Genomic DNA, 22,348 nt, shown 5'->3' with positions numbered 1-22,348 from the left:
AAACTGAGGTAGATTAGCATAATCGGCATTCTAAATATATATAGGTAGATCAGTACGTTTGATTAGTCGTTAATCACTTTAACACGTCCTACATCGCCACTTTCTAAACGCACTTTAATACCGTGGGGATAATTCGGTGAATTAGTAAGAATGTCTTTCACGATCCCGTCGGTCAAGTTACCACTGCGTTGATCTTGTTTCAGTACAATCGATACCGCTAACGCCACCTCTATTTATTCATCATAAAATCATACTTTTACATTCTGATTATTCGGTATTATAAATCCACACTTTCTATTATATAAAAATAACTTGTGGGTATTTAAAAATGGAATTGCACTTTTTCCCTGGTCAAAATTTAATCGTAGTGAAGAATAAGCTTAAATCGATAACTCATAGATTTGAAGCTATGGGAGGTCCCCCATCCATGGGTCAAGACCCTGTGATGCCAGAACGTCCAACAACAGCTGGAAGTTATTTAATTGATATGGCACACGCATATAGAACTCCTACATGGGCTTTATCAGCTATTGCATGGGGAACCAGATTACGGGACCAACCATCAGCAGATCCTGCTAAATCAGATGTTTGGTATCAGTTAAGAAGTGGACAATGGGGCTCAATACTTAAAGATAAAGACATTGATAGAAAGAGCATAATTGAATTTAATGAAGCTCTATATGGAGAAGATGTCACCCCCAAAGTACCTAAAACATGGATTTTTAATGATTTCGGCCCTATTGCTATTCGTTATTTTAAGGATCTGAATAAGAACGGTATATTAGATGGAAACGAAGTCCTTTCTGGAGAGATGCTTCATACCACACCAGATAATGAAGCTCAGCATAAACGAGGTAGATCTGTTCGATTACATCCCTCACATGGCTGTATTCACTTAAAACCAGCAGACCGAGATACTTTATTTGCAATAGGAGCTTTCAGACGAGGAAGTCCATTTATTGTGCATAAATATACTGACAGATTTACAGGAGCTATCTTATGAAATATTTACTAATTTTAACGACATTGATGCTATTTGGGTGTAGCAAAAATTCATCCCCACAGTTGCCTCTTGTAAGCTCTGTGTTTACCTTACCTCAAGCTGCTTCAGCACAATATCTAGCATGGCATACCTCAGGTGATCTACTCTGGTTAGATCAAGACCTTCAGTTAATTAAGCACAAGAAATTAGATTTATATTCACTACAGCGCGTTGAAAAATTAAATGATGGCTTACTATTATTGGTCGAAGCTAATAAAAATAACGAGATCGTAGATGAGTTTATTAAGCTTTCTTTTTCGGGTGAACAACTCACACATTGGACAGCATTACCTGACTCTGTTAACTCAATAACAACAGAAGGAAATAAGGTATCATTTCTTGGTTTTATGGGCGATAAATACCAATTAAGTGAAGATAGCATAGACGCAACTGGCAACAATTATGGCAAACAGGCATCTATAATTACGCTTAATTCTAATGAACAAATAATCTGTCACGGTAGTGACTCAACTCATGCACCCAAGTGTTCAAAAAGCGGAACCCAGAGCTGGACTAAAGAAGGCCTATGGGGAGCATCACCTAAACTATGTGCCAATTATTTAGTAGAAGATAGTTTTCACAAAGCAGGAAGCAATGTTGATAATTGGCAGGTCGCAATTCGAGATACAAAGACAGGTAACATCATAGGAGAAATCGATCTCCCAGAACTAACGAATACCCAATGCATTGATGATCAGCTAATCACCATAGGTCAAACTATCAATGTCTATCAGTTGCCACAACTACAGCCCATTTCAGTAACAACTTGCGCAGGTGAAAAAGCACAAGATGCTACTGTATCTGCAACTGATATTATATGTATCAACACAGCTGGCAAGTTAATCTCACAACGCTTACAGTAACGAATAAACTAGATTAGTCGTTAATCACTTTAACACGTCCAACATCACCACTTTCCAGCCGAACTTTAATACCGTGCGGGTGGTTCGGTGAGTTAGTTAAAATGTCTTTCACGATCCCGTCGGTCAAGTTACCACTGCGTTGATCTTGTTTCAGTACAATTGATACTGATAAGCCTTTTTTGATATCAGATCTGTTCGTTCCGCTCATGTTTATTTTCCTATTAAATCAGTGTTGAATCATATTGGCTGTGAGTTTGCCTTATGGTTGGGTTTCGGTCAATGACCAATATACCGGCATTGAGGATAACTACTACAGCCTACAAAATCGTCACCAGTTTTACGGTTTTTTCTTGGTATTAATGTACTTTTACAACGGGGACAAAGTGACTTTATAGTCGGAACTTTGATACTTTTATTGTGCAACGGTTTATCTTTAACTATCTCTTTCACATGTTTTATGTGTGCAACATGAGTCTTAATACTAGGTTGTAACTTTTTAGTCGCTAGCTTATACGCAAGTTCAATACGTTGCAGCTCAGTAAAATATACCTGATCATGATTTTTAATAAACTTGATTGCTTGATTAATGTATCCGACATTAGCGGGCATTGTCGTTTTAAACTCTGCTCGCGCAGTGAAAATTACAACAGAGTGTACCGCCTCTTTCGGGAGAGACAGTAGCTCTCGTAATGTTTCGGTATGTTTGTAATTCTGTCGTAATGGATTTTGAAAAGATGTTTTATGCTTGTATATCTGCTGAGTCCATTTAGCCTGTCGTTCTGAACCAAAGATCCACCCTTGCATATTTTTTGTTTCGATAACAAACAGTCCAAAGGGAGAAAGCAAAATATGATCTATCTGGGTTGTACCATCTCCTGTAGGTAAAGTTACATTTTTAAATAACTTGTATTGCTGATTATCAAGTGCACTTACTAATTTCTTATTCACATACCACTCTCCAATCAATCCTTTAATCGTAGGAGAGCGCAGTAAACTCGTCAACAATACAAGAGGAATAACAAACCAGAATTGGGATAATGCATTAATAAATAAATTAACGAAAAAATAAAAGTCCATGTATCCACCGTATAAAAAGATTAGTTCAATTGATTAAGATAAAATTGCTAACAACCACAATATCATAAGCTATATGTTTTCTATTGTTAGTATCTGATATTATAGCGAAATATATGTCAGACACGATTTTCACACATGGGCTTATCATGAATCAAACCGGTATCTACGAGCAACTCATTACCCAGTTAATAGAGCAAAGTCTCAATCGAAATTCATTCTACGTGGGCGAACGTCAACTTGAGGCAGGAGAAGCCACCACTTGGTTATCACGCTTCCTCACGCGATTGATCGAAACAGTGATGGAGTCTGTACCACAAAGTAATGTTCGCATCTCTAAACAGATTGAATTAGCCAATACCATTATTCATTGGTTAAGCGACCATATTAAAGATCCAGAACTGATCTCTGATAACCTCCTTGATAGTCAAGGCAGGATCCTGACTGCTCTATTTGATAAAGCTAATCCTATTTCCGCTGATTTACCTAAATATGTTGAATCAATAATGCCATTAACTGGACTTAGCCAAAGTGAGCTCTTCAGCGGTAGCAATGCAGAACCTTCTATTGATAATGAATTACAGCGTGAAATTAAATCTTCTGACAAAATTTATTGGCTAGTTTCTTTTATCAAATGGAGTGGTATTCGTATATTTAAAAAAGAACTTGAAGAATTTGCTCGTAGTGGCAAGCAACTAAAGGTAATCACAACGTCTTATATGGGTGCCACAGATGCGAAAGCAATTGAGTTTTTAGCAGCACTGCCAAATACCGAAGTAAAACTCAGTTATAATATAAACCGTGAACGGTTACACGCTAAGTCTTATTTATTCCTACGCGATACAGGATTCCATACTGGTTATATCGGTTCGTCCAACTTATCGCATTCAGCGTTAACCAGTGGTTTAGAATGGAACCTTAAAATAACGTCTCAAGAAATACCCCATATTATTGATAAATCGGTAAGTACCTTTGAAACCTACTGGGAATCGCCCGACTTTGAATCATTTGACGGTAAAGCAGAAAGCCGAGAAAAGCTAACGAAAGCATTACAAGAAGCTAAAGGTAACTTTAACTCTAGTAGCACACAATATTATTTCGATATTAAGCCCTACTCCCACCAGCAAGCTATTTTAGCTAAATTACAAGCTGAGCGAGAATTACACCAACGCTATCGAAATTTGGTTGTTGCAGCGACAGGGACAGGTAAAACCATTATTTCAGCCTTTGATTTTGCGCGTTTCTATCAAGCTAATCCCAGTGCCAAATTTATGTTCATTGCGCACCGAGAAGAGATCTTAAAACAAGCACAAGGTGCATATCGTGGCGTACTTAAAAACAGTACTTTTGGTGAGCTCTGGGTTGGTAAAAACAAACCCAGTAAATACCAACACTTGTTTGTCTCGATTCAAAGCCTAAATAATCAAATCGACACACTGCAACTCAGTCAAGATTACTTCGATTATATTGTCATTGATGAAGTTCATCACATCACTGCCGCTAGCTATAGACGCGTATTAACGCATTTTACCCCTCAGATTTTACTCGGCCTAACAGCAACACCTGAACGCCATGATGGCGAAGATATCTTAACCGATTTTTGCAATGTCATCGCGGCGGAAATTCGCTTACCAGAAGCAATAAATCAACGCCACCTTTCCCCATTTCAGTACTTTGCTATCGATGATGACACTGACTTAACCTCGATTCCGTGGTCACGAGGCCGTTACGATGTAGCAGAGTTAACGCATTTATATACGTATAACGACCACCGAGTAATGCGGATCTTGCAAAGTCTGACCGAGATAGTTACGGATATTAATCAAATGCGGGCATTGGCATTTTGCGTCAGTAAAGAACATGCCGCATTTATGGCGCAAAAATTCACCCTGAAAGGTATTGCTTGCGACATATTAACCAGTGACAACAGCGCTGAACGAGAAATACAACAACAACGTCTTAAATCAAAACAAATTAATGTGTTATTTGTCGTCGATATGTTTAATGAAGGCGTCGACATCCCCGAATTAGATACCTTATTATTCTTACGCCCAACAGAAAGTCTAACTATTTTCTTGCAACAACTAGGACGAGGTTTACGACTTACTGAAGGTAAAGAATGTTGCACCATACTCGATTTTGTTGGGAATTCACGCCCTGAATATGATTTTTCACAGAAATTTAGAGCATTAGTAGGTAAAACAAATCAGTCTATCGATAAGGAAATTAAGCAAGGATTCCCACATTTACCTATCGGTTGCCGTATTGAGTTACAAGAAAAACTCAAGTAATGATTTTGAAAAATATTAACAAGGCAACGCTCAATAAAAGCAGACTAATAAACTTAATTAATAATTATCCACATATAACTGGTCTGCCATTAACTCTGACTAATTTTTTATATATTAATCCAAATTTCACCGTCGAAGATATCTATAAAATCAAACTAGGCAAATGTGGTGGTTGGTCTCGATTAGTCGCACAATGTCAATCCACAGTAGTACCCGATTTAACTGATGACTTAGCCAGTGCTTATTATCGTGCGGTCAATAATCGACTACTAATATGTACTTCAATCTCTTACTTACGTTTTTTACTTAAATTATGCCAGAACAATTTTACCATTAGCAAAGATGAGATAAATAATAAGCAAACACAATTGTTTGCCCTTATGTGTCACTATGATTTTTGGGATCAAGCGGGTCCCAAATTAGGCTTTAAATCAATATCACAAAGTCTACAAGCATTACGACATCCCCATTTACAAAATGAACTAAGCGAGGTTATTTCGCTATTGATTGAGCGCTTAGATATCACTGAATTTACGATGCCGAACATGCACAATTTAAACATTCAATCGTCTCCAATTAAGATGCATGTACGTTATCCAAAAGAACATATTCTCGTTGCATTTGGCGATAGCCGTTTTAATAAAAAATCATCGAGTCGTGAGGGTGTATTAAATATTGCAGATATGAATACCGAGCTATTGTTCGTGACCTTGAACAAATGTGAAACGCAGTTTTCTCCGACTACCATGTATCATGATTATGCGATCAGCCCAAGTTTGTTCCATTGGCAAACACAAAACAGCGCTAAGCCTACATCAGGTAAAGGGCTTAGTTATATTCAACAAAAACAAACCAATAAAACCGTCTTACTGTTTGTAAGAGAACAAGCCAAAGATGAAAATGGCCGAACTATGGGATTTGTTAACTTTGGTCCGGTGGACTTTGTAAAATACGAAGGCAGCCAGCCAATGAGTATTACTTGGAAGTTAGCTCATGAAATGCCAGCTTATTTATGGCATGAGACTGCGAAATTGGCTATTGGGTAAGAACTGCAAATTGACTTATAAAATAATAGTGTCAATGAATAATATACACTCTAGACTGATTTTATTCTTATATCGTAGCCCTTCACTTCCATATTAACTCCCATCTAAGCTACACTAATCCCAGCTAATCAAAGGACTTGATTAGACAAGATAAAAAAGGAATTGAAATGAGTACGATCTTATTGTGCAACAAGCCAATTAAAGCCGATGCGTTGGCTAGTCAGTGTGGCATCGACAGCAGCATGATTTTTGGCGCGCAATGCCGCCAACCATCAATGCTTACAGCTTATACCCCTTACCTTATTGGTTCAGATCCATCTAATGCCGCAAAAAGCATGGTTAACCAACTGACCAATACCGCAAAGAATCGAGAACTCACTAATATTGCGCTTTCCTTCGGGGGTGATAATACCCTTGCTATCGCAGACATATCAGCAAAACTACAGGCGTTAGGTGTCGGTACTATGGGGGCATCCACCAGCTTTTACGGTAACAGAGTTGGCGGTTTTACCGATGCAGTGAAAAACTATCAAGCAGCCTTGATGGAATATCGCCATGTTATCGAAACTAAGGTAACCAGTTCTACAATCAAAACAGCGGCGAAGCAGAAAGCAATGGCCGCTTTTCAAAAGATGCAGCAAGGCTTTCACCATGAATTAAAAGCGGTAACAGGTGCGAATAAATCTGCTCGCGGCACTCGCGCGACAAACATCGCCAGAAGTAGCCGTAACGTGGCAAAATTAAACATTACTTCACAGATTCAAACCAGTAACTTAGTTAAGTTTAGTCAACATGCGAAGCTCCTTGGTGGTGGCCTTGCTGTAATCGACTTTACTAGCCGTGTTGGTAATATTCACAATAGTTACAAAGCAGGCCAAAACTGGGAACGCGAGATGTTTATTGAATCAAGTAGTTTTGCTTTAAGTGCGAGTACAGGGATTGCAGCAGTAAACGCGGGCACTGCTGCACTGGGCTTTTTAATGGTTGCGACACCTATCGGTTGGGTGGGTCTGATAATCGGAGGTATAGCAGTTGTAGGCGTTTCGGCAGGTGCATCTATGTGGGTAAATGACTTTGCTAAAGAAGATGCTGGCGATTGGTACGATAATATAATGGACTGGATTAATTAATCATGAGTATACTTTCGACACTTTTTGCATTGAATGCAGCGGCCCTTTTTGTGGCTTTAATTCTATACGTCATCTTTGGTCAAGTCACCGTTCGAAAACTCAGAAAAAACCCTGCCACCAAAGACAAGCTTGGCATTGAGTTGGCCAGTGGTTGGAGTATTCTCAATGTTGCACAGGCAATTGCACTGCCTCGGTTTATCACTGACAAACTAAAACAGAGCCCGATATCATCTATGTATGCTCATACCGATGAATTGTTAGAACATACCACCCTATTTGACCGAGTTCTGGCACGAGTGTTTTATTGGTTATTTACGGGGGCCGGGTTAGCTTTTGTGCTAATGGCCTTATTAGATACGTTAGGGTTATTTGATTATATAGAGTCGTTAACGTAATCCAAACAATCACATTACTTGTTGGGATCATGATATTACTGGTTCTGGTGTCAATGTTTATGTATCTCATTTTTAGTCAGGTAACAATGCGTAAACTAAGAAAACATCCAGAGACAAAAGATGTACTTGGCGTTGAATTTGTCAGTGGCTGGGATAGTTTTAACGTTGCTCAGGCTCTCGCCCTGCCACAATTCATAATAAATAAATTAAAACAAAACCCTATATCATCACTATATGCCAATACCGATATACTCAATACACATACGAGTAAAATAGATAAAGCATTTGCCTATACTTTCTACTGGTTCTTTATGGGATCAAACTTATTTGGCATTTGCGTATTGTTACTCAATGCATTTGGCGTTTTCGATTAGCTACAGTGAGGGCTACGACGGTAGGTACGATTCAATTATGGATTTACTGGGGGTAAAATGAGTATATTCTCACAGCTATTAGCTATTGTTTTTCTTTTTATATTTCTGGCTTGCATATTGTATGTCGCTTTTGGCCAAGTAACAGTTCGCAAATTAAGAAAATAACCCTGCCATACAAATGGGGTGCAGCTAGAGCCTTATTAGAATAATGAGTTAACCTCGCTTTCATTTCAAAATATGTCGACAGCTAAAACAGTTAACATAGTTTAAACAACTTTAACAAGTGACCTACACACTATATTATGCGCCACATATTGCATTGCAAAATGCAAATACCCGCCCCCCATAATCCTGTAAAAATCATAATCCATTGTTAATTAAAAAATATCAATATGGCACTTCATTTGCAATACCCCTTACAAGATTCGAGGTAATCGTAATATTAGTTTGTTGCTTATAAATTCTTGGATTTTAATTTACGAAACTTAATAACATTAAGGTGTAAGCTATGAAGAAAACTCCTCTGATATTTTTTATAACATCCATATTACTTTCCGGTTGTGGCGCTGGTGACTCAAGTCCAAGAGGCAACCCGAGTCCAGGAGGTGACGCAAGTAACTCGGGAAACGACAGTAGTACAACTACACCCACGGTTTTTTTAGACACAATAGTACCAGCAGATTTCAATTGGGAGATGCAACATTCTGAATTAATTTACTTTAAACACGTCAGTAACATTAGCCAAGTTGATAACTTACCTATTTCTATCCCTGGCGAACATTATATCGAAATCTACAGCATCGATGAAAACAACGTGACGAGTAGCACCCCATTCTTAAAAGCCCTGACCAACAGACACGGCGAAGCAGAAGTATTGCTAACGCTTTTAAATTCATGGAAAGGCATCACAGTGAAAACTCATTTAAAAGATTCTGTTTGTATCAATACACTAAACAAAGAACAAATAACAACAACACAATCGCTTGGTTGTGACGTTATTATTGGTTCAGACTTTTAATAAGGATAGATATCGATATGCATACATTTAAACTAAATAAACTCTGTTGTCTTGGTCTATTTGCATTATCAAGCTCAGTATTATCAACATCTGTATTAGCAGCCGCGACAGCAGAAGGCACTGTTGATCATGGTGATGGTACATTTACCTATACACAAAAAATTGATGTATCCAGTACAGCACCACATTATACCCCTCCAGCATCTGGTGGTTTTAATATTTACAGTGGCTATGACGAGGATTACGGTTGGCAACATAGTTTCCTTGACATTACAACCAACCCCTTAATTCAGATTCAAAGTGCAACATTATTGATACGTGGCTACGATATTGATTCTGAATCATTTTGGGGAACCGCGGGTGAATATGATGGTATCAGTGTTGATGGCGTTGACTTAAACCCTGGTCTATTACAAGGTGCAAATAATACTTGGTCTGAAACCACATTCGATGTTCCCATCTCATCGATCTCGGATGATGGTTTAGTCAATACCTTCCTTGATATTAATATGAATTACGGCCCAGGCGTTAGTGGTTGGATGACAACGCTTGATTACAGTTTACTAACAATTACTTATATGGAGATCAATAATAGTCCACCATACAAACCTGAATTATCAATGTCACCATCGAGTTGCGACGCTACAACGGATAGTGATCTGGTTGTTTCTGTAACAGGTCCAACACCGGCGGATCCTGATGGCGATACCGTAAGCTACTTATATCGTTGGTTTGTGGATATCGGCCAAGGTAGTGTAGTTGATGATGAGGTCGCAGGTAAGACAGATCATCAAGGTGACACTGTATTATCAAGTCAGACTGTAGACGGCGAAACATGGCGTGCTCAAGTGACGGCTGTTGATTCAAACGGTCTAATGAGTGACCCTGAATTCTCGACATGGACCTCGATTAGTACCGATTGTGACGGCGATGGTGTCGATGATGTCTATGATGATTACCCTACCGATCCAGAACGTGCCTTTAATAACTATGACCCTGAAGGAACGTTAGCGTATGAGGATCTATGGCCTGATAAAGGTGATTATGACTTCAATGATTTTGTGCTTTATCATACATTCAACAAAATCACGAATGGTGCTGGTAATATAAAAGAAATCGAGATGGTAGGCTCAGCAGTTGCTCGTGGTGCGAGTTATCCTAATGCATTCGCGATCAGTTTACCTGGTACTGAAGCGGCTAATATTGAAAGTTCGACAGTTACCATTGATGGTAGCGCAAGCGCTCTAGTCCCTGAAACTGGCCATACTGGCGAAGCTGTGATGGTACTGATCGGCAATGTGTTCGATGTATTACCGGCTGGTGGGTTCCCTTACTACAATACCCAAGATGGCGATGAGAGACCGTTCATATCACTCGCGTTCAATGCTGTATTTGAGACTCCAGTTACTGTCGCAGCACTTGGCGATGCACCATATAACGCATTCATCTATCGTGTTGGTGAACGTGGTAAAGAAATTCATCTTATGGATAAAATGCCGTCAGATTTAGCGGATCTCTCGTTACTTGGTACAGCAGATGATGCCTCCGATGCTGGGTCGAGTACTTACTATCAAACAGCAACAGGTCACCCTTGGGCACTTCTTCTCCCTTCAACATGGAGCCATCCATTTGAGTATGTAGATATATTAATTGCTTATCCACAACTACAAGTATGGGCAGAAAGTGGCGGTGTAACGAACCCAACTTGGTATAACTTCCCAGACAATACCTTCTGTTGGAAATGTTTATAACTTATAATTAATGAATACACGCCAAGCCTAGGTTAACTCTTAGGCTTTTTTGTTTTTTTATCACGCATAACCACATAAAAAGTAAGTATCAGATGACTAACTGTAAGTTCAGTGTTACTTTGGATTTTTTAACTAATTGTTTACATATTAATAGGTATTTTGATGGCTAATAACTCCTCGCAATTAATTTCGTTAGTAAACCGCAACGGTGAATTTACTTATGTTAACAGTCAGTATTGTGACGCATTAGGTTATTCACAAGCGGCATTATTAGGGAAAAATAGCCGAGATCTTGACTCCTCAACCATGCCTGCGGCCGTGATTAAAGAAGTAACAGAAACCTTAGCACAAGGGTTTTCTTGGCAGGGTGTTATTTGTAAAACGACACAAAATGGCGATAGTTTCTGGCTTGATACCTTTATTACTCCGCAATTTGAAAACGGTACAATAGTCGGACATCAAGAAGTCAGTACACCTGCAACACCGCACATGGTCAGCCGTGCCAATGCCGTGTATAAAAAGCTACAAGGTAACAACCTGTTATTTGAATTTACCCGTAGCCAACGCTTTGCCTTTTTAATACTACTTAGCCTCGTTTCACAAGGCTTCATCTATAGTTACCTTGGCCTTGCTGCTTCAGTAATTGCCTTTATTGCTGCCGTTACCCCGATACTGGTTTTCTGGCAGGATATCATTCCTATGGCGCAAAAAGCCCAACATATGCAATCCACGTTTGACAGTGTTAGTCGCCAGGTATATTTCGGTAAAGGGACCGCCAGCGTATTTGACTTTAATATGGGATTACTAAAAACCAAAATTAAAGCTATTTTAGAACGTACTCTCGATTCAACGAAGCCAGTAAAAAACGTAATTCAAACCGTATTGGTTGGAGCCGAAAAAATTAAAACCAACTTAATTCATCAGCAGAAAGAGCTAACCGAAGTCAGCTCGGCGATGTCACAGATGCTAACCTCTACAGATGAAATTGTACGTAACAGCGTAGAAACATCCGATGAAATTAACGCGACATTTAATCTGTGTGAAATAGCTCAAAAAGGTATTAACACCACCACTATTGAAATTAGACAACTTGCCGATGAAGTAGAACAAGCATCAACCGCCGCGGATAAACTCAATACCGAAGCACAAAATGTGGGAAGCCTGATGACCGACATTCAATCGATTGCCGATCAAACAAATCTATTGGCATTGAACGCCGCCATTGAAGCCGCGCGCGCTGGTGAACAGGGTCGTGGTTTTGCGGTTGTCGCCGATGAGGTACGCACCTTATCATCACGTACACAGGATACCGCAGAACACATTCATACAAGCTTATCGACCATGCTAGAAACAATTAATGATTGGCTGATTATGATGAAGAAAAACAAAGTAAATGCCGACCTTTGTGTAGAAAAAGCCGAGCAGTCAGACCAGGCAATTGCCATCATTCATGAAAAAATGCAGCAGTTATCAAGCCTATCAATGCAGATTGCAACTGCCGCAGAAGAGCAAAGTACGGTATCAAACGAGATCAACAACCACGTTATCGATATTAAGCAAGGTGCAGAGCTTAACTGGCAACATACCGAAACTGTGGTCACGCAAATGGATGAATTGAAAACTGACATCGATAACATTAGTAATCTTGCCAAGACCTTTATTCCTGCCGGTTAACACCAATAACTCGTCATCAATGTTTGCAGCTCAACCGCAATGGGTTTGAGCTGCGTACTCGATTGACTGGTTTTATTAAATTACTTAGCGGTAGCCGCTGGTATTGTTCAGCGGTTATAGCGCTATTTGACTAATGCTAATACGTTCTAAAAGCGCATTCAGGCGCAGCGGCTTACCAAAGAAGTACCCCTGTAATAAATCACAATTATAATGCGTTAGCTTCTCATATTGCGCTTGGGTTTCGACCCCTTCAGCAACCACTGTCATGTTAAATGAGTTGCCGATAGCAATGATGGTTTTTACCAAGGAGTCACTCTGGTCACTGTCTAAGAATTTATCGATAAATGACCGATCAATTTTAATCTCGCTAAAAGGCAAATCACTCAAATAACTGAGAGAAGAAAAACCGGTACCAAAATCATCAAGAGATAAACCAAAACCACTCTGTTTTAATTCATGAAACAGCGGCGACAGACTCAATATGCTGTCAATTGCGGCGCTTTCCGTTAGCTCAAAAGTCACTCTTGAATTGTCTATACCGGTCGCTTTAACGACACGTTTTATATTAGTAAAGAAATCAGGTTCAATAATCTGTATCGGCGAGATATTAATAGATAGCTCTAAAGCCCCATGACCATTAGGCGATATGGACAAGATCTCATCACAGGCGATCTTAATGACCGATAAACCCAGTGCATGGATAGCGCCACATTTTTCGGCGATAGTAATGAATTCCACGGGATTAACCTGGCCAAAAACAGGACTGTTCCAGCGACAGAGTGCTTCCACACTGATCACCTGTTTATTCTTTGCATTCACCTGAGGTTGGTAGTGGATCTCAAATTCATCCCGCTCCAACGCCTTATAAAGCTCTTCTTTCATGGCACGCTGGCGTTTAAGCTGAGCATCAAACTCAGCTTCAAATAAACAAATTCTACCTTTACCCTGCCCCTTCGCTTTATACAGGGCAACATCCGCTTTACCTATCAAGACCTCTAGGGTTTGACCATCATCAGGAAATACCGATACACCAACGCTACAGTTTGATTTTATTTCTCGTTCGCCACATCGCATTTTCGTGTTAAATATAGCATTAATTTTTGTAACCTTAGTCGCGATCTCCGCTTGCGTATTTACCCCAGAAAAGCAGAACAAAAACTCATCACCGCCAAAACGACAGACCATATCGCCAGTACTTAATATTTTTTCAAAACGCCTACTCACGGCACAAATCAGTTCATCACCGACTGTGTGCCCATATAGATCATTCACATATTTAAAATTGTCGATATCGACAAAGGCGATAGCCATATACTTTTCATTGTCATCGGTCAGTATCTGCTGGGCAAATTTATCCAGCGATGCACGATTGGGAAGCCCGGTAAGTGGATCATGCAACGCCATATGGCGCATCGTATTGTTCGCATTTTTGAGTTTAATAAAATTGCTTTCTATTTTCATTTCAAATTGGGCGAAGCGTCGCGCCAATAACTTTCTCAGATAATGGGTCAACAAACCCACTACGAGAATAAGTACGAAACTAAAACCGATTAATGCACGCAGCTTCTTGCGGTTCTGTTTCACAATAATTTGTTCTTTTTGTTGCAAATATTCTTCCATCGCGGTGACATATACTCCAGAACCCATCATCCATTCCCAGTCTGGGTACCACTTAACGTAGCTAAGTTTATCCGGGCCCTGCACATTATCAGGCTGGTACACGCTGGAGTATTTTACGTATCCACCATTATCTTTTGCCGTATCAAACATTTCCATAATTTGCGCTTCGGTCTGATAACGACCATAATCCTGAGCAATTAACTCATTACTTTGATGCGCCAATATCACGCCTTGGCCGTCAAGCACAAACATATAACCATTGTTCCCAAATCGAATCGTCGATATCCAATGCAATAAGTCTTTCTTTACCGTAGCCTCAAAGTCCTCGACATATTCGCCGCTGCCGATGATCCAGTCGTAAGGTTCAAAGTGTTTCAAAAAACCAATTTTTTCCCGTTCATCAACATTGTTATTAGGTTTATAAAACCACCACTTCGCAAAGCCCTCATGCTTATTTTTCATCAGCGCAATAAATTCCCTGATAACATAATTACCGCGACTGTCTTGCATATCCCGCAGATAAGTTTTCTCTTTGTCCGGGTGATTAGGCAACATGATATTATTGCCCTCCAGATCATAGATAAAATAATAACCTCGACCGTTATTAAAACGGATGTTTTTTAGTGCAGTGACGATCAACGCATGCACATCCTCAGCCGATTTATCTGTATTATCACTGTAAATAGCGTTGACAATATCGTGTGCCTGATACACTTTTTCTTTAATATCGGCCTTTAATACGTTTTCCATGCGGTCACGTTCGTAACTGACCTGCTGGTAAATAGTATCAACTCGGTTTTTAATTTGCTGTTTTTGACGCTCATTGAACTCGGCACGCAAATCGCTGATATTTTCTTTGAGTTCGGTTCTATTATGGAGTAGCAGCTGCGCAATGATAATCAGCGTAAATACCGTACTTAACATAATCGGTATTAGCTGAATAAGTCTCAACAAATTTTTGTTCAAATTATTGTCCATAAAAAATCAACTTATTACGATATGTTATATAGGCAAGAGGAAATACTGCATTCGGAATATAAACAAAAATAACATACTGTATAAAACGGTTCAATAACCTATCGATGGTAGCTCTGATTTCCGAGAGTTCACTACAAAGTTATTTAAGTATAATTAATCAGACCTAGATAACAACAAATGTTGTAAATTTCAATTAAAATGTAGGTATCTATGATCCTACCATTTAAGTTGTCAGCCTTTATGTATTACGATAAATTCATCGCCTCCTACACCTCTGCCACTGGTGAACAAGAATCTCATCTTATTTTAGTCGGTAATGAAGAAGGTATCACCCAACTAATGATTGATAACGGCAGTAAAGAGATCAATATTCTTGCCGAATGGATGCATTCCAGTACATTTTTCAATGATGCCAAGCAGCAACTACGTGAATACTTTAATAATAAGCGACAAACATTTGATCTGAAACTGAACCCGATAGGCACAGTATTTCAGCGCCATGCTTGGCAACAATTAATCAAAATACCGTATGGGGAAACGCGTCGTTATAAAGACATTGCAGCAGGTCTAGGCAATCCTAACGCGTCAAGGGCGGTTGGCATGGCCAATAACAAAAATCCAATCCCGATTATAATTCCTTGTCATCGCGTGATTGGTGCCAATAACAAGCTAGTTGGTTATGCATACGGATTAGAGTTAAAGCAACAATTGCTGTCGCTTGAACAACGCTGTTAACACGGCCGAATAAAACCGTTAGCTATCTCAAATATAATGCCGCTTGCTATTACCACACGTCAGATATAGACAAGCGGATCATGAATTAGACTCTACGCTGTTCCGTTAGATCTTATTCTGCTCACGTTAAACGTTACGATATATAGTCGTGCGAATGATAATACGTACTTTTTCACGCGACATGGATAACCGTTCGCCAATACGTAACAAACTTAATTCACTGAAATAATAAGACAATACATCCATCACGTCATCAACATCCGTGTCTAACACTTTGGCAATGACAACTAGGTCATTATCGCTGCCAACATCTAACCCGAGTCACCATTAGCAACAGCCTCTGCAATTTCGTACCTTCTTTCGTCAATAACTTACTCTTTTATTGACCTGTTGCAGGTAAGCATCCAGCGCGTTTGATCCGTAAGATATGTCCATTTATCTGTCCTCTAAAGCGCTAACAGCTTAACCTCAGTTAAATATTCAAATTCAATACTGTAATGATGAGTACTAGACAAACATCAGAACACTCACAAGTACCACAACTAGGTATTGATTAGATTGAGAACAAATAAAGCGACACAGTTTCACGTTTGGGTGCAGAAAATCAAAAAATGGACATCAATAATATCAGGTCGTAGTTGTGAAGGTTGCAAAAAAGACCATTTCACACATACAAAAAACACGTAAGGTAGTGATTTTTAAGACTATTGTATATTTCACAACATTACCGCTAACTTTTTTAAAAAAGAACAGCACAATAGTCCACAAGAAGCATAGTATCTCGATATAAAGTCCGTATACTGGCTGTAATTTAAGCCTAGGAATGCACCTATGACGATGTTAACACTAACAAAACAACGCGCTGCGCTACACTATTTCTTCGCTGCTGTAATTTTCAGTATTTATGGTGGCCGCGTATGTCCATTTATTGAGTCCATTTCAATCTGGCAGACCAGCGCTTATTCTGTTGTCGTCTTTATCATCATGTTTGCAGTGCGAAATAAGGTGATCCAAGATCGCGCGGGTTTTACAAATGTACTGCGCGAACTGAGTATATTTATCCTAGGTGCAGTCGCGCTTGCCAGTTGGTATATCGCTTACTATGACTTTCCAATCGAAAGTAGTTTAAAAATTATTTTTGGTATTGGTTGTTTAGGGGCGCTCATTAGTCTCGATTTAGCCCTACAAGCACAAGTAAAACATTACCCACACACCGAATACCAACAGTTGCCAGAGCAGATGACACACATGCGTCATTCTATTGCCAGCCAACTCGCCACATTAGTGGTGTTTATCGTGATTATGCTCACCACGGTTCTCACGATGATCATGGTAAAAGATGTACGCTGGTTAACCGAAAATATCGGTAAAATCGAAGAACAGGCTGCGCTGGTTAGTATCGTCAAAGAGTTTGTGTTTGTTGCTGTGGTACTGATTATTTATACCTGCACTATCATGTACCACTGGTTGCAGCTATTCCGGCTATTATTAGATAACCAGCAACGGGTATTGATTGCGGCGGCAAACGGCGATCTGACTGCCCGAGTCCCGGTTTCACACCAAGGTGAGTTGGGCATTATTGCTTATTACACCAATGAGATGCTCAATAAGCTAGCTGAAAGTACAGACGAGGTCATACAAACTCGTGATGTCGCGATTGTGGGTTTGTCTGCGTTAGCAGAAGCCCGTGATAACGAAACCGGCGGCCATATTTTACGCACCCGAGAATACGTGCGCGCATTAGCCATTCAACTGCAGAACCACGTTAAATACCGCGATTATTTAACCAATGAGACCGTTGAGTTATTCTATAAATCTGCACCTTTGCACGACATAGGTAAAGTCGGGATCCCCGATGCCATTTTACTTAAACCGGGTAAATTGACGGATGACGAATTTGAAATAATGAAAACCCACGCCATGATAGGGGCAGAATCGTTGGCAGTGGCAGAAAAACAAATGGGTTCCAACAGCTTCCTGGCTATCGCCCGAGAAATAGCCTTAAGCCACCATGAAAAATGGGACGGTAGTGGTTATCCTTATCAATTAAGTGGTGATGATATTCCGCTATCCGGTCGCTTGATGGCGCTGGCCGATGTTTATGATGCGCTCATATCAAAACGCGTTTATAAACCAGCATTTAGCCACGATAAGGCCAAAGAGATCATACTCGCAGGCAATGGCAGTCATTTCGACCCCGCGGTGGTAGAAGCATTTATTAATTGTGAACAAATGTTTGTTAGTATTGCCTTAACGTATAATGATGAAAAAGAACAAGTAGCATAAGGATGACAATGCAATTTTCAATACTCGGTAGTAGCGGGTTGTCTGTATCACGGGTCTGCTTAGGCAGCATGACGTGGGGATTTCAGAACAACCAACAAGACGCCAATCAACAAATTGACTACGCGCTGTCACAGGGCGTGAACTTTATCGATACGGCAGAGATGTATGCCGTACCGCCATCAGCTGATACCTACGGTAAAACCGAAACCATTATCGGCAATTGGCTAGCGGCAAACCCCCAGCGCCGTAAAGACATAATATTAGCGACTAAAATTGCAGGCCCGGGGTTACCTTGGGTGCGCAATGGCGATCCCATTACCGGAGATGCTATCGTACAAGCTGTCGACGCCTCGTTAAAGCGGTTGCAGACCAGTTATATCGATTTGTTTCAATTGCACTGGCCGAACCGCCCTAACCCGCATTTTTGTCAACATCAACCGAATAAGTTACGCTTTAGTGATATCAATGCGGCTGATCATACCGCGCAAATGCTCGATATATTACAAGGGTTAAAACGTTGTGTAGACGCAGGCAAGATCCGCTTTTGTGGCTTGTCTGATGATACGACTTGGGGAATCAATACCTACCTTAAACTCAGCGCACAATATGACCTGCCACGCATGGTATCGATTCAAAATGAATTCAGTTTGTTGCACGCCAAAGACTGGCCGTATTTAATCGAAAACTGTGTGCATGAAGATATTGCCTACTTACCTTGGTCGCCCCTGGCAACAGGCATGTTATCAGGAAAGTACCTAAACGATGCGCGACCAGAAGGCAGCCGCTGGACTTTCTCGCCACCCAATAAATTATATAGAAATACTGAACATGCCCATCTTGCTACCGCAGAGTATGTTGACATTGCCCACCAGCATGGCATCACACCTGCGCAATTAGCCCTAGCCTGGTGCAATCAAGTTGATGGCGTCACGTCGACGATTATTGGCGCAACAACACTGCCGCAACTCGAAGAAAACATTAACGCCTTTTCAACGCTGCTAACACCACAAGCATTAGCGGATATAGAATCTGTGTTTAAGCGTTATCCAGCACCGTTTTAATAAAAAAGGCTATTTAGTTCACTAAATAGCCTTTAATCTAATAAGTCCGATATTCAATATTAATCAACTAACCCAAAGAATTGTGAAACTTTATAAGGCGATTTAAAATATTGATTTTCAAATACATCATAGTGAGGTAATTGATTAACTTCATCTTTCAATTCTACATATAATTTAGAAATTGATACTGCACCTTGTAAACCGACCTCTATATTAAATAAAGTAGCTCTTTCTCGTGTCACTAAATATCCAGCTTCTTCGGGCTGTAAACATTGATGAAATGCCGTAAATGAATAATAAGGTAATAATTTCGAGAGATGCTGTTTAGGAATACTCTTTAATTGGTTTAATAATTTTTTAGAAATCTTATTTTCTACTTCTAAGCCCGCACATAAATCTATTTTACTTTCATATGCTTTGTAGGCGAGTCTATAATCATTTTCAGCGACTTTATCCGGTGTAGCAATCGCATTAGCAGAAATCAACAATAGCGCCGTCAGGTATATTTTTTTACTTTTTAAGAATGCAGCCATTATACATAGCCCTCCAAAATAATAACTGTTTAGTATTCACATCACTTCGTATAGCTTGAGTCGTAATGATATCTTCAACTATCCTCTGAGTAATACGATTTGTAGCAGATATTGCTTTAGTCATCATGTCAAAATCCGTACTATGGACACTGTATAATGTCTCAACAGCGCCATTACCCAAAAACGTATTAATCCAATGACCACCACTTATAGCAAACTGTAATTTCAGCTTTAAATCATCATGACCAAAAATTTCAGTCAATGCTAATGAGCTCTCCTCATCCATCTCTAAATGATGAATGCTTGGGCAATATGCCATATTAATCTCTGTAAATTGATAAAGAATAAATTCTAGCATTGCTGAAATTTACAAAATGCTGATTAAAGTACTAAATTAATCAAAATTAACAGTCACTCTATGCCCAGAAGATTCAATTTCACGCTTATGTTGCCAGTTAAAACGCGCAGTGAGTTTGTCGGTCAATTTAACCCCCAAGCCAAACCCCAAATCATTGATGTTACTGCTCCCCAGCACCGCTGTATCAACATCGTCATTCACATTACGTATAACCACTTGCCCTTGCTGCTGGCTGATAGTCACCACACCAGAATCTGTATGCTGAAATGCATTACGTACCAAATTAGCTAGCACAATACGACACGCAGTGGCCGCTAGTTCAACTTGCAACTCACTGGTCTCAAGCTCAACGGTAACTGATTTACCACGTAACAAATAACTTAAATCCTCGACGGTTTGCTTAAGCAATTCATCTAATCGAACCCGCTCAAGGGTTAATGATAAAGACTCATCTCGGCTTAACCACAATAAGGTTTCAGTCAAATGAGTCATGGTGAAACCAGCCCGTTCAATACGCTCAATAACTTGCTGTTGCTTGGCTGTCATCGGTGATTTGCTATTTATTTTATTCAGCAATTCAACATTGGTACGGATAACAGCAATAGGCGTACGTAACTCATGGCTGGCATTCCGTAAAAACTCATGTTCACGATCAAGACTCTCTTGCACAGAATTAAGACTGTTATGGACAATCCTCGCTAAGGTGTTTAATTCTTTATATTTAAACTCGGGCGGTGGTTGCTGCAAACTCTCTGCATTTAATGATTTAGCCCAATCTCGCAGTGCTTCGACTGGCGACGCCACACGACGCATCACCATGATCAACAGCAAGGCAAAAACCACAATACCACTTAAACCAAAAACAGGGATCCAGACAAATTGCGAACCCGGCCCATCAGATAATCGCGCATGTAAATCACCTTTAAAGGACTTATAGATATACAGTAATTTATCTTCTTTCGTCTTCATCACCATGACAAAGTGCACTTCATTAGGCGGTGAGAATATATCTTCTTTAATAATATGCTTGTTAAATTCAAACATCTCTGTCGGCGGCACTGAAAAGCTTTCACTGGCTTCTGCGGGTAGATCTTGCCAGCGACTCGCAACATGAAAACCAAGTAACATCACTGGTTTTCCGTCTTGAACCTCTAAACCTTCGGTATCAGCAACTTCAACCATGGTGCCACGTAATACCGAGTCCATGCCCTCAACAAAATAATTAACCGTGAGCGCAGAAAAGGTGATCGCCATACTAACGCCGAGAAACAGCATAGCACCAAGAAAATATAATCGTAAACTGGGTCTTAACTTCATCATATAGCCCTATGCAGATGGGTTGCATAACGCAAAGCCAACACCCGGTACAGTATGTAATAATGCGGGCACATCACCCGCATCTAACTGCTTACGTAAATTAAAAATATGCACCTTTAAACTATTACTATCAGGCTGATCATCTCCCCACACTGCTTGCATCAACTTTTCTCGAGAGACTGGATTCGGTGTTGCGCGCATTAATGTTTCTAAGATCTTCCACGCGGTTGGTGATAGCTTTAATAACTGCTGAGCACGGTATGCCTGTTTCTGCTGTAGATCTAATTCAAGATCCGCCAAGGTTAGACGCTTAACCTGACCACTACGGCGACGAGCCAATACCTGCATGCGCACAATCAGCTCTTGCATCGCAAACGGTTTCACTAAGTAATCATCCGCTCCAGAATCAAAACCCACCAGCTTATCATCCAAGCTATCACGAGCCGTCAGCATCAATACCGGAGTATCAATACCCTGCTCACGCATATGCTTACAGACTGTTAACCCGTCCATTTTTGGCAAATTTAAATCGAGAATGATCGCTTGGTAATCATTCTTGATGATCATATTTAAACCCGCTAACCCATTCGCAGCATGATCGCACTGAATGTCTTCTAACTCTAAATAATCAACCACAGCGGTCGCTAAATCTAAATCATCTTCCACTAATAACAGGTTTAACATTTTGACTTACCTTTTCACGTTCAATTTAACTAATACGCCCTGCTTTACATCGCAAGTATGACCACAAATATATACTCATGAGAGTCCGTCAACGTAGATAACTGTTGTTGGCAGGGAT

The 22,348-nt window shown here is 40.0% G+C and carries 20 protein-coding genes and 1 pseudogene; 12 read left to right on the top strand and 9 right to left on the bottom strand.

What is annotated here, in order from left to right; translation table 11 throughout:
- Positions 1-62 precede the first annotated feature (62 nt).
- Entirely contained in the window at positions 63-233 is a 171-nt protein-coding gene (locus HRT96_RS08645) for a YwbE family protein (protein ID WP_293155067.1), read from the bottom strand.
- Between the two features lie 95 nt (positions 234-328).
- On the opposite strand from HRT96_RS08645, the gene HRT96_RS08640 reads away from it, so the two are divergent.
- Positions 329-1,003, top strand: a complete 675-nt coding sequence (locus tag HRT96_RS08640) for a L,D-transpeptidase (protein WP_293154992.1) — start codon at positions 329-331, stop codon at positions 1,001-1,003.
- Complete coding sequence (locus tag HRT96_RS08635; protein ID WP_293154989.1) at positions 1,000-1,905, top strand: hypothetical protein; 906 nt, start codon at positions 1,000-1,002, stop codon at positions 1,903-1,905. The genes HRT96_RS08640 and HRT96_RS08635 overlap by 4 nt, the downstream gene beginning before the upstream one ends.
- A 13-nt stretch (positions 1,906-1,918) precedes the next feature.
- Here the strand turns inward: HRT96_RS08635 and HRT96_RS08630 are convergent, their stop codons facing one another.
- Positions 1,919-2,113, bottom strand: coding sequence for a YwbE family protein (locus tag HRT96_RS08630; protein WP_067044314.1), 195 nt, complete (start codon positions 2,111-2,113; stop codon positions 1,919-1,921).
- Positions 2,114-2,181: 68 nt separating this feature from the next.
- Positions 2,182-2,982 carry a nuclease-related domain-containing protein gene (locus tag HRT96_RS08625; protein ID WP_293154984.1) on the bottom strand — a complete coding sequence of 267 codons (801 nt, stop codon included), beginning with the start codon at positions 2,980-2,982 and terminating at the stop codon, positions 2,182-2,184.
- A gap of 146 nt (positions 2,983-3,128) precedes the next feature.
- On the opposite strand from HRT96_RS08625, the pseudogene HRT96_RS08620 reads away from it, so the two are divergent.
- The 7 genes and pseudogenes from HRT96_RS08620 (at position 3,129) to HRT96_RS08590 (ending at position 12,658) form a co-directional block, all read left to right on the top strand.
- Positions 3,129-6,316: pseudogene (locus HRT96_RS08620) on the top strand (DUF3427 domain-containing protein).
- Positions 6,317-6,483: 167 nt separating this feature from the next.
- Entirely contained in the window at positions 6,484-7,446 is a 963-nt protein-coding gene (locus tag HRT96_RS08615; RefSeq protein ID WP_293154981.1) for a hypothetical protein, read from the top strand.
- Positions 7,447-7,448: 2 nt separating this feature from the next.
- Positions 7,449-7,841, top strand: coding sequence for a hypothetical protein (locus HRT96_RS08610; protein WP_293154978.1), 393 nt, complete (start codon positions 7,449-7,451; stop codon positions 7,839-7,841).
- 53 nt (positions 7,842-7,894) lie between these two features.
- Positions 7,895-8,215, top strand: a complete 321-nt coding sequence (locus HRT96_RS08605) for a hypothetical protein (protein ID WP_293154975.1) — start codon at positions 7,895-7,897, stop codon at positions 8,213-8,215.
- Between the two features lie 508 nt (positions 8,216-8,723).
- Positions 8,724-9,233 carry a hypothetical protein gene (locus HRT96_RS08600; RefSeq protein ID WP_293154972.1) on the top strand — a complete coding sequence of 170 codons (510 nt, stop codon included), beginning with the start codon at positions 8,724-8,726 and terminating at the stop codon, positions 9,231-9,233.
- Between the two features lie 17 nt (positions 9,234-9,250).
- Positions 9,251-10,984 (top strand): LruC domain-containing protein, encoded by a 1,734-nt coding sequence (locus tag HRT96_RS08595; RefSeq protein WP_293154968.1) that lies wholly within the window; start codon positions 9,251-9,253, stop codon positions 10,982-10,984.
- Positions 10,985-11,146: 162 nt separating this feature from the next.
- Positions 11,147-12,658: a methyl-accepting chemotaxis protein gene (locus HRT96_RS08590; protein WP_293154965.1), complete on the top strand. Its 1,512-nt coding sequence runs from the start codon at positions 11,147-11,149 to the stop codon at positions 12,656-12,658.
- A gap of 114 nt (positions 12,659-12,772) precedes the next feature.
- Here HRT96_RS08590 and HRT96_RS08585 read toward each other — a convergent pair whose 3' ends face one another.
- Positions 12,773-15,244, bottom strand: a complete 2,472-nt coding sequence (locus HRT96_RS08585) for a cache domain-containing protein (protein ID WP_293154962.1) — start codon at positions 15,242-15,244, stop codon at positions 12,773-12,775.
- A gap of 222 nt (positions 15,245-15,466) precedes the next feature.
- Here HRT96_RS08585 and HRT96_RS08580 point away from each other — a divergent pair, with 222 nt between their 5' ends.
- Positions 15,467-15,991 carry a methylated-DNA--[protein]-cysteine S-methyltransferase gene (locus tag HRT96_RS08580; RefSeq protein WP_366051660.1) on the top strand — a complete coding sequence of 175 codons (525 nt, stop codon included), beginning with the start codon at positions 15,467-15,469 and terminating at the stop codon, positions 15,989-15,991.
- Between the two features lie 126 nt (positions 15,992-16,117).
- On the opposite strand, the gene HRT96_RS08575 is transcribed toward HRT96_RS08580, so the two are convergent.
- Positions 16,118-16,264 (bottom strand): sigma factor-like helix-turn-helix DNA-binding protein, encoded by a 147-nt coding sequence (locus tag HRT96_RS08575; protein WP_293154959.1) that lies wholly within the window; start codon positions 16,262-16,264, stop codon positions 16,118-16,120.
- Between the two features lie 558 nt (positions 16,265-16,822).
- Here HRT96_RS08575 and HRT96_RS08570 point away from each other — a divergent pair.
- Both HRT96_RS08570 and HRT96_RS08565 read left to right on the top strand, forming a co-directional pair.
- Positions 16,823-18,277: an HD domain-containing phosphohydrolase gene (locus HRT96_RS08570; protein WP_293154956.1), complete on the top strand. Its 1,455-nt coding sequence runs from the start codon at positions 16,823-16,825 to the stop codon at positions 18,275-18,277.
- A gap of 8 nt (positions 18,278-18,285) precedes the next feature.
- The gene (locus HRT96_RS08565) at positions 18,286-19,338 is read left to right on the top strand and encodes an aldo/keto reductase (RefSeq protein WP_293154953.1); all 1,053 of its coding nucleotides are present in this window, start codon (positions 18,286-18,288) and stop codon (positions 19,336-19,338) included.
- A gap of 59 nt (positions 19,339-19,397) precedes the next feature.
- On the opposite strand, the gene HRT96_RS08560 is transcribed toward HRT96_RS08565, so the two are convergent.
- Genes HRT96_RS08560 through HRT96_RS08545 form a run of 4 tightly spaced genes read right to left on the bottom strand, consistent with a single transcriptional unit; the run spans position 19,398 to position 22,230 of the window.
- The gene (locus tag HRT96_RS08560; protein ID WP_293154950.1) at positions 19,398-19,871 is read right to left on the bottom strand and encodes a hypothetical protein; all 474 of its coding nucleotides are present in this window, start codon (positions 19,869-19,871) and stop codon (positions 19,398-19,400) included.
- Positions 19,849-20,229, bottom strand: coding sequence for a hypothetical protein (locus HRT96_RS08555; protein ID WP_293154947.1), 381 nt, complete (start codon positions 20,227-20,229; stop codon positions 19,849-19,851). The genes HRT96_RS08560 and HRT96_RS08555 overlap by 23 nt, the downstream gene beginning before the upstream one ends.
- A 36-nt stretch (positions 20,230-20,265) precedes the next feature.
- Positions 20,266-21,549 carry a HAMP domain-containing sensor histidine kinase gene (locus HRT96_RS08550; RefSeq protein ID WP_293154943.1) on the bottom strand — a complete coding sequence of 428 codons (1,284 nt, stop codon included), beginning with the start codon at positions 21,547-21,549 and terminating at the stop codon, positions 20,266-20,268.
- Positions 21,550-21,555: 6 nt separating this feature from the next.
- Positions 21,556-22,230, bottom strand: a complete 675-nt coding sequence (locus tag HRT96_RS08545; RefSeq protein WP_293154940.1) for a response regulator transcription factor — start codon at positions 22,228-22,230, stop codon at positions 21,556-21,558.
- Between the last annotated feature and the right edge of the window lie 118 nt (positions 22,231-22,348).

The sequence above is a fragment of the Moritella sp. genome (assembly GCF_013215705.1).
GTDB lineage: Bacteria > Pseudomonadota > Gammaproteobacteria > Enterobacterales > Moritellaceae > Moritella.
This window is presented reverse-complemented; position numbering and strand designations above follow the sequence as displayed.

Coding starts and splice junctions, on each gene's coding strand:
- HRT96_RS08640 (WP_293154992.1), top strand. CDS start 329: ATGGAATTGCACTTTTTCCCTGGTCAAAATTTAATCGTAGTGAAGAAT.
- HRT96_RS08635 (WP_293154989.1), top strand. CDS start 1,000: ATGAAATATTTACTAATTTTAACGACATTGATGCTATTTGGGTGTAGC.
- HRT96_RS08630 (WP_067044314.1), bottom strand. CDS start 2,113: ATGAGCGGAACGAACAGATCTGATATCAAAAAAGGCTTATCAGTATCA.
- HRT96_RS08625 (WP_293154984.1), bottom strand. CDS start 2,982: ATGGACTTTTATTTTTTCGTTAATTTATTTATTAATGCATTATCCCAA.
- HRT96_RS08615 (WP_293154981.1), top strand. CDS start 6,484: ATGAGTACGATCTTATTGTGCAACAAGCCAATTAAAGCCGATGCGTTG.
- HRT96_RS08610 (WP_293154978.1), top strand. CDS start 7,449: ATGAGTATACTTTCGACACTTTTTGCATTGAATGCAGCGGCCCTTTTT.
- HRT96_RS08605 (WP_293154975.1), top strand. CDS start 7,895: ATGTTTATGTATCTCATTTTTAGTCAGGTAACAATGCGTAAACTAAGA.
- HRT96_RS08600 (WP_293154972.1), top strand. CDS start 8,724: ATGAAGAAAACTCCTCTGATATTTTTTATAACATCCATATTACTTTCC.
- HRT96_RS08595 (WP_293154968.1), top strand. CDS start 9,251: ATGCATACATTTAAACTAAATAAACTCTGTTGTCTTGGTCTATTTGCA.
- HRT96_RS08590 (WP_293154965.1), top strand. CDS start 11,147: ATGGCTAATAACTCCTCGCAATTAATTTCGTTAGTAAACCGCAACGGT.
- HRT96_RS08580 (WP_366051660.1), top strand. CDS start 15,467: ATGATCCTACCATTTAAGTTGTCAGCCTTTATGTATTACGATAAATTC.
- HRT96_RS08570 (WP_293154956.1), top strand. CDS start 16,823: ATGACGATGTTAACACTAACAAAACAACGCGCTGCGCTACACTATTTC.
- HRT96_RS08565 (WP_293154953.1), top strand. CDS start 18,286: ATGCAATTTTCAATACTCGGTAGTAGCGGGTTGTCTGTATCACGGGTC.
- HRT96_RS08560 (WP_293154950.1), bottom strand. CDS start 19,871: ATGGCTGCATTCTTAAAAAGTAAAAAAATATACCTGACGGCGCTATTG.
- HRT96_RS08555 (WP_293154947.1), bottom strand. CDS start 20,229: ATGCTAGAATTTATTCTTTATCAATTTACAGAGATTAATATGGCATAT.
- HRT96_RS08550 (WP_293154943.1), bottom strand. CDS start 21,549: ATGATGAAGTTAAGACCCAGTTTACGATTATATTTTCTTGGTGCTATG.
- HRT96_RS08545 (WP_293154940.1), bottom strand. CDS start 22,230: ATGTTAAACCTGTTATTAGTGGAAGATGATTTAGATTTAGCGACCGCT.